General features: G+C 39.9%; 1 protein-coding gene. It reads left to right on the forward strand.

Annotation, left to right across the window (positions count from 1 at the left end; all coding sequences use genetic code 11):
• Window positions 1-506: hypothetical protein (locus Ga0466249_RS25945; protein WP_215832388.1), on the forward strand; the 506-nt coding region annotated here is incomplete at both ends.

The raw sequence follows: 506 nt of genomic DNA on the forward strand, positions 1-506 counted from the left end.
AAAGCAGTAAAAAAATTCCGCCTCGTTGGTGTTGAAAGAGACGGCGATTTGAAATGTAAATTAAATCTTGCTGAATATTGCGAAGGCGTCTACAGTGGCGATTTGAATTATCAAATTGTGGATTATACGCCGCCAGGAAGTAAGCTATATGATGTGAGTAATTTATCGTTAGCAGAAGAAAATTATCGGGCCAAGGACGGCACGAATGTGTCACTATTGCATGTGTCATGGACGTTACAACGCAGTCAGTCAGCAGATGAATTTGTCGTTTATTATTGTGAGGATGGAATCAGCTGGAAATATTTTGAGTCAACGCAAAATATGCTGTCCACAATAACGACAATCGTGCCACTTAGGACGTATTATGTGAAAATCTGTAGTGCAAGCAGTGGGATGCAATCAGCCGGAACGATTAAAAGTTTATATATAACAGGCAAAGATGCACCGCCGTCTGATATTCCAAGTATTACGGCAGTAATTGATCCAACAGACAATACAAAAGTAAC

The sequence above is a fragment of the Pelorhabdus rhamnosifermentans genome, assembly GCF_018835585.1.
Classification (GTDB): domain Bacteria; phylum Bacillota; class Negativicutes; order UMGS1260; family UMGS1260; genus Pelorhabdus; species Pelorhabdus rhamnosifermentans.